7 protein-coding genes are annotated in these 6,965 nt (G+C 68.5%); 3 read left to right on the top strand and 4 right to left on the bottom strand.

Annotated elements, in window-relative coordinates; genetic code table 11:
• On the top strand, window positions 1–550 hold a 550-nt coding region (locus FV228_RS16510; protein WP_147855623.1), incomplete at its 5' end, for an SURF1 family protein.
• A 57-nt stretch (window positions 551–607) separates the two neighbouring features.
• On the top strand, window positions 608–2,773 hold the full coding sequence (scpA, locus tag FV228_RS16505) for a methylmalonyl-CoA mutase (RefSeq protein ID WP_147855622.1): 2,166 nt from the start codon (window positions 608–610) through the stop codon (window positions 2,771–2,773).
• Between the two features lie 46 nt (window positions 2,774–2,819).
• On the opposite strand, the gene FV228_RS16500 is transcribed toward scpA, so the two are convergent.
• Both FV228_RS16500 and FV228_RS16495 read right to left on the bottom strand, forming a co-directional pair.
• The gene (locus FV228_RS16500; RefSeq protein ID WP_147855621.1) at window positions 2,820–3,005 is read right to left on the bottom strand and encodes a DUF3606 domain-containing protein; all 186 of its coding nucleotides are present in this window, start codon (window positions 3,003–3,005) and stop codon (window positions 2,820–2,822) included.
• A 135-nt stretch (window positions 3,006–3,140) separates the two neighbouring features.
• The gene (locus FV228_RS16495) at window positions 3,141–4,259 is read right to left on the bottom strand and encodes an alpha/beta hydrolase (RefSeq protein WP_147855620.1); all 1,119 of its coding nucleotides are present in this window, start codon (window positions 4,257–4,259) and stop codon (window positions 3,141–3,143) included.
• 218 nt (window positions 4,260–4,477) lie between these two features.
• Between FV228_RS16495 and FV228_RS16490 the strand changes: the two genes are divergently transcribed.
• Complete coding sequence (locus FV228_RS16490; protein WP_147855619.1) at window positions 4,478–6,112, top strand: alpha-D-glucose phosphate-specific phosphoglucomutase; 1,635 nt, start codon at window positions 4,478–4,480, stop codon at window positions 6,110–6,112.
• Window positions 6,113–6,206: 94 nt separating this feature from the next.
• On the opposite strand, the gene FV228_RS16485 is transcribed toward FV228_RS16490, so the two are convergent.
• Window positions 6,207–6,581, bottom strand: a complete 375-nt coding sequence (locus FV228_RS16485) for a VOC family protein (protein ID WP_147855618.1) — start codon at window positions 6,579–6,581, stop codon at window positions 6,207–6,209.
• Between the two features lie 64 nt (window positions 6,582–6,645).
• On the bottom strand, window positions 6,646–6,965 hold a 320-nt coding region (locus tag FV228_RS16480), incomplete at its 5' end, for a WYL domain-containing protein (RefSeq protein ID WP_147855617.1).

Here is a 6,965-nt window from a genome sequence, read left to right as displayed (position 1 = left end):
GCCGCGGGTCGGCCCCGACGACGCCTACCGGCATATCTGGCTGTCGGGCACCTTCCTCCATGACCGCGAGACCCTGGTCCAGGCCGTCACCGAGCGAGGCGGCGGCTTCTGGGTGCTGACGCCGCTGCGCCGGCAAGACGGCACCGTCGTGCTGGTCAACCGCGGCTTCGTGCCGGGGGCGAACCGGGATCCTGCCACCCGGCTGGCCGGTCAGGTGGCGGGGGAGGTGCGGGTTGCCGGGCTCCTGCGGCTGACCGAGCCCGGCGGCGCGTTCCTGCGGTCGAACGACCCGAAGGATGGGCGCTGGTACTCGCGCGACGTGGCCGCCATCGCGGCGGCACGGGGCCTCACCGACGTCGCCCCCTACTTCGTCGACGCCGACGCGGCACCCAATTCCGGCGGCCTACCGGTGGGCGGGCTCACGGTGATCGCGTTCCCGAACAGCCATCTGGTCTACGCGCTGACCTGGTACGGCATGGCGCTGATGCTGGCCGGCGCGGCGATCTACATCCTGCGCGGCCGGCGGACGTCTAGACCTGGAGGGGAGTAGCCCGGTTTCCGGGGGCGTCTATAATGGGGTGACAAACGCCACAACGAGTCACCCCCAATGACCACCCGCATTCCGAACTTCGCCGAGATGTCTTGGGCCGGCGAGCCGCTTGCGGTGGCGTCGCCGGCTCTGCCCGAGCCGTGGATGACCCCGGAGGGCATTCCGGTGAAGGGCCGGTACGGGCCGGAGGACCGGGAGGGCCTGGAGTTCCTCGACACCTATCCCGGCATCGCGCCGTTCCTGCGCGGCCCCTACCCGACCATGTACGTCACCCAGCCCTGGACGATCCGGCAATATGCCGGCTTCTCCACAGCCGAGGATTCGAACGCCTTCTACCGGCGCAACCTGGCGGCCGGGCAGAAGGGCCTGTCGGTGGCCTTCGATCTCGCCACCCACCGCGGGTACGATTCCGACCACCCCCGGGTCTCGGGCGATGTCGGCATGGCCGGGGTGGCGATCGACTCGATCTACGACATGCGGACGCTGTTCTCCGGCATCCCGCTCGACGAGATGACCGTGTCGATGACGATGAACGGTGCGGTGCTGCCGATCCTCGCCCTCTACATCGTCGCCGCGGAAGAACAGGGCGTGCCGCCGCAAAAGCTCGCGGGCACCATCCAGAACGACATCCTAAAAGAATTCATGGTCCGCAACACTTACATTTATCCCCCCAAGGGATCGATGCGGATCATCTCCGATATCTTTGCCTATACCTCCAAAAACATGCCGAAGTTCAACTCGATCTCGATCTCCGGCTACCACATGCAGGAGGCCGGGGCGACGAACGACCTGGAACTCGCCTACACGCTGGCCGACGGTGTCGAGTACATCAAGGCCGGGCTGGCCGCCGGGCTGACCATCGACCAGTTCGCCCCGCGCCTGTCGTTCTTCTGGGCGATCTCGACCAACTTCTTCATGGAGATCGCCAAGATGCGGGCCGCGCGCCTGATCTGGGCGAAGCTGGTCAAGGGATTCGATCCGAAGTCCGAGAAGTCGCTGGCGCTGCGCACGCACTCGCAGACCTCCGGGTGGTCGCTCACCGCCCAGGACGTGTTCAACAACGTCACCCGCACCAACATCGAGGCGATGGCGGCGACGCAGGGTGGCACGCAATCGCTGCACACCAACGCTCTGGACGAGGCGCTGGCGCTCCCCACCGACTTCTCCGCCCGGATCGCCCGCAACACCCAGCTGTTCCTGCAGCAGGAGAGCGGCACCACCCGGATCGCCGATCCGTGGGGCGGCTCCTACTACGTGGAGAAGCTGACCGCCGACATCGTGGCCCGGGCCTGGGAGCATATCCGCGAGGTCGACCAGCTCGGCGGCATGGCCAAGGCGATCGAGGCCGGCATCCCCAAGCTGCGGATCGAGGAGGCCGCCGCGCGCGCCCAGGCACGGATCGATTCCGGCCGCCAGACCATCGTGGGCATCAACAAGTTCAAGTCCGACGACGACATGGCCATCGACCTCCTGCGGGTCGACAACGGCAATGTCCGCCGCCTCCAGATCGACAAGCTCAAGCGGCTGCGCTCCGAGCGCGACGAGGCGGCGGTCACGGCCCGGCTCGAGGCGCTCACCAACGCCGCCGACACGAACGAGAACCTGCTGGCTCTGGCCGTGGACGCGGCCCGCGCCAAGGCCACCGTGGGTGAGATTTCCGAGGCCCTGGAGAAGGCCTGGGGCCGGCACCGCGCCGAGATCCGCTCGATCTCCGGCGTCTACAAGCGCGAGGTGGGGGGCATGTCGCCAGTGGTCGAGGAAGTCCGGGCGCTGGTCGAGGCGTTCGAGGAGAATGACGGCCGCCGGCCGCGCATCCTGGTCGCCAAGATGGGCCAGGACGGGCACGACCGTGGCCAGAAGGTCATCGCCTCGGCGTTCGCCGATCTCGGCTTCGACGTGGATATCGGACCGCTCTTCGCCACCCCGGACGAGGCCGCCCGGCAGGCGGTGGAGAACGACGTGCACATCGTCGGCGTCTCCTCCCTGGCGGCCGGGCACCTCACCCTGGTGCCGGAGCTGAAGGCGGCGCTCACCGAGCAGGGCCGCGACGACGTGATGATCGCCATCGGCGGCGTGATCCCGCCGGGCGACTACGACGCCCTGGTGGCGGCCGGCGCCTCGGCGATCTTCCCGCCCGGTACGGTGATCGCCGAGGCCGCGGTCAAGCTGATCCGCGCGCTGAACGAGCGGCTGGGCTACGCGGCGCGTCAGGCCGCGGAGTAGCACTTTCCTTCTATCACGATCCGCCCACGTTTGTGGGCGGATCGCTTTATGGCCAAGTCTTGCCTAAATGCTTAGCTACATCTTTAGTCTGGACGCCAACTGCTGCGACAGCATCTTTGATTTTCTGTTTGCTTACGCCGAATCGGTGTGACCACCAATTCAACTCATACTCTTCGTGAATGTTAATTTTAAACTTGTCTTGAGGTTCGCGCTTCGTAAGATCGTCAGCCATTTTTTCCATCTCCGCCTTGGAGATCTATATCTAGGGTTGGTTTTGGCCGACTCAAGGTATTTTCCGAGATTTTTGGCCTGAGACATGCGGGAAAGGCCCTCGCAGGAATGCGGAGGCAGAGAGCCTGAACCATTCTTAGTTCAACGCCTGCGGGTCCGCCTCCGTGAGGAAGGCCGCGACCGCGTGGAGGAACTGCATGCGGTTTTTCTCCATCATCACCGTATGCGTGCCCTCCCCGAGTTCGATGAAACGCTTGTAGGGGGCGTGCGTGAGCTTGGTGAAGTATTCCTGCGCCTGGTAGCTCGGCAGGTCCGCGTCCCACTCAGCGTGGATGAGCAGGACGGGCACGCGGATGTCGCCCGGATCGTAGAGAGGCTTGCCCGCAGCCCAGTACGCGTCCTTGTCGGCCACGGTGCCGTTCGGCGCGCGCAGCACCGGCGGCGATTGCCGGGCGCCGACCGGGTCGCTGGCGAAGGTCGCGTCGGCCCATTGGTCGAACCAGCCCGGTGGGATCAGGTCGGCCTGCTTGTCCTCGGGCACGCCGGTGAGCCAGCGCGCCCTGGCGCTGTCTCGGCTGACGCTGCGATAGGCACCGAGCGGCCCGCTTCCCCCGCCCATCAGGGCCGGCGTGCGCGCCAGCCATTGCGGCGCGTAGAGGACGAGCCGGTTGACCCGGTCGTTGTGGGTGCTGGTGTAGAGCCCCATGGTCGAGGTTCCCCAGGACCAGCCCATCAGGTCGATCTTCTCGACGCTGCGCCGCTTCAGGATGAAGTCAACGACCTGTCCCACCACCTTGGCCGCGTCCGGCGTGCGCATGAACGGCGGGTTGTCGGCGGCCGGGGCGCTCATCGGCGCCGGGCGCCCGGATTGCCCGTAGCCCGGCAGGTCCACGAGGTAGACGTCGAAGCCCTGGCCGGCGAAGTAGTCCATCGCCGAGATTCCGCCGAGCGGCAGGTCGAAGGCCGTGGAGGCCGGGTAGGTGGAGCCGTGCACGAACAGCAGGATCCGGTCGCCCGGGAACCGGTCCGTGCCGGCCGGGTGCTTGTTGCGCACGTAGATGTCGATGCCCGGCTCGCTCCACGGCAGGCGGAATTCCTCCGTCTGCAGCCGCGCTGACGGCGCGGCGGTCGCGGTGGAGGGGGGCAGGGTGGCGGCGAGGCCGGCTGCCGCGAGCGCTCCGAACATCTGTCGCCGCGGCAATCCGGTCTCCGGTCGTGTCCTGTCCTGGCGCGTCTGCGATGGTCCGTCCGACATGTATCCTCCCGGCCGCCTTATCTGGCGGATCGGGCGATACAACCGGCGTGACCGAGCGGGCGCAACCGCTGGTGAAGCCAACCGACACACGAAGAGCCGGTTTCGTCGCCCGATCGGTTCAAACCGCTGTGACAAAGCCGCCGCGATTGTGCGCCGCACGGGTGACGCGGGGGCCCCGGGCGGGCATTGAGGCGGGAGATCCCGGGAGACGCCCGCCCATGACGACTCCGACGACCGTCGACACCACGCCCTTCCCCGATCAGAAGCCGGGCACTTCCGGCCTGCGCAAGAAGGTGCCGGTGTTCCGGCAGCCGAACTACGTCGAGAACTTCGTCCAGGCGATCTTCGACACCCTGCCCGACAAGGCGGGCGCCACCCTGGTGCTCGGCGGCGACGGGCGCTTCCTCAACCGGGAGGTGGTGCAGAAGACCCTCCGGCTCGCCGCCGGCAACGGCTTCGGCCGGGTGCTGGTCGGGCGCGGCGGCCTGCTCTCGACCCCGGCCGCCTCCTGCGTGATCCGCAAGAGCCAGGCGATCGGCGGCATCATCCTGTCGGCGAGCCACAACCCGGGCGGGCCGGACGGCGATTTCGGCATCAAGTTCAACGCCGCCAACGGTGGTCCTGCGCCCGAGACCGTCACCAACGCGATCTTCGAGCGGGCCAAGGCGCTCACCCGCTACAGCCTGGTCGAGGCGCCGGATCTCGACCTCGACACCCTGGGCGAGACCCGGCTCGGCGCCATGACGGTTGCGGTCATCGACCCGGTGGCCGACTACGCCGAATTGATGCGCACGCTGATCGACTTCGACGCCGTGTCGCGCCTGTTCGCCTCGGGCTTCCGCATGCGCTTCGACGCGATGAGCGCGGTGACCGGACCCTACGCGGTCGCCATCCTCGAAGGCATGCTCGGCGCGCCTCAGGGGACTGTCGTCAACGCCATTCCGAAAGAAGATTTCGGCGGCCACCACCCGGATCCGAACCCGGTCCATTGCTACGACCTGTTCGACCTGATGCAGGGGCCGGACGCCCCCGATTTCGGCGCGGCGTCCGACGGCGACGGCGACCGCAACATGATCGTGGCCCCGGGCCTGTTCGTGACGCCGAGCGACAGCCTTGCGCTGCTCGCCGCCCACGCCCACCGGGCGCCGGGCTACGCGGGCGGGCTCGCTGGCATCGCCCGCTCGATGCCCACGAGCCGCGCCGCCGACCGGGTCGCAGCGGCTCTGGGCATCCAGGCCTACGAGACGCCTACCGGCTGGAAGTTCTTCGGCAACCTGCTCGATGCCGGGTTGATCACCCTGTGCGGCGAGGAGAGCGCCGGCACCGGCTCGAACCACGTGCGCGAGAAGGACGGGCTCTGGGCGGTGCTGCTATGGCTCAACATCCTGGCCGCCACCGGCGAGCGCGCCGACGCGCTCGTGCGGGCGCATTGGCGCACCCACGGCCGCGACTACTACGCCCGCCACGACTACGAGGAGGTGGATTCCGACGCCGCCAACGGCCTGATGGATGCGCTCCGGGAAAAGCTCGCCGGGCTGCCGGGCACGCGGCTCGGCGACCTCACGGTCTCGACGGCCGACGAGTTCGCCTACCGCGATCCCGTCGATGGCTCGCTCACCGAGCACCAGGGTATCCGCATCGGCTTCGCCGAGGATGCCCGCGTGGTCTTCCGCCTCTCGGGCACCGGCACCGCCGGGGCGACGCTCCGGGTCTATCTGGAGCGCTACGAGGCCGATCCGACCCGGCTCGATCTGCCCGTCTCGGAGGTACTGGCCCCGGTCGTGGCGGCGGCCCGCGCCGTCGCGGAGATCGAGCCCCGCACTGGCCGGGCCGAGCCGAGCGTGGTGACCTGAAAATCCCGGGTTTCCAAAGGGCTCAGCCCTTCGGCGAGGTATCGGGGCTGAGCCCGATAGCAGGGCTCAGCCCGGCACCCCCGGCGAAGGTCGCTCATTGATCCTCGGTTCGCGCATAGACCCGCAGGCGATGCCCGTCCGGATCGACGGCGACGAAGCTGCGGCCGAAATCGAGATCCGTCGGTGCCAGGACGATCTCGGCGCCCTTCGCCCGCCAGGCGTCGTGGAGCGCGTCCACGCGCGCGGCTCCGTGCACTCGGAAGCCGATCTCGCCTCCGCCGCCCGCTTGCGTGGGGGCCGGCACCACTCCACTTCGCGCCCACAGGCTCAGCGCCAGGCCCGAGGGCAGGGCGAACAGCACGAAGGTCGGGCTCGCCTCGACCGGTTCTCGGTCCAGGAGGGTCGCATAGAGGCGTGCGCTGGCCTTCGGGTCGGTGACGTAGAGAAGGATGTTGCTGGGTTCGGCCATCGGTCGCTCCTGTCCGTGGATGCGCGACCTCGATATCCGGCGCCCCTGCCAGTTTCCGGCAGCATCAATCGGCGGAAGCGGTGATCCCCTCGTTGCGTCGCCAGTCCTTGAGCAGGGCCTGCCGGCGGCGCGGATAGCGCGCGTCGCTCAGTTCGGCTTCGGCGATCCGGTCGGTGCGGAAGTGCCGGAAGCCCTGGCGCAGCTCGCACCAGCCCACCTGGATCCGGACGGCGTCGAAGAATGCGAGGGCGAACGGCCACACCACCCGCTCCGAGGCTGCGCCCGTCCCGTCGCGGTAGCGCAGCGTCAGCTTGCGCTCGGTCCGGATCGCCCTGCGCAGCAGGGCGGGGTCGACCGCGTCGGCTGGGGCCGCGGTGCCGGGGC

Origin of the sequence: Methylobacterium sp. WL18 (genome assembly GCF_008040015.1) — a bacterium.
In the GTDB taxonomy this organism is placed as follows: Bacteria; Pseudomonadota; Alphaproteobacteria; order Rhizobiales; family Beijerinckiaceae; genus Methylobacterium; species Methylobacterium mesophilicum.
The sequence above is the reverse complement of the archived record's forward strand: the minus strand, read 5'-3'. Positions and strand labels throughout refer to the sequence as shown.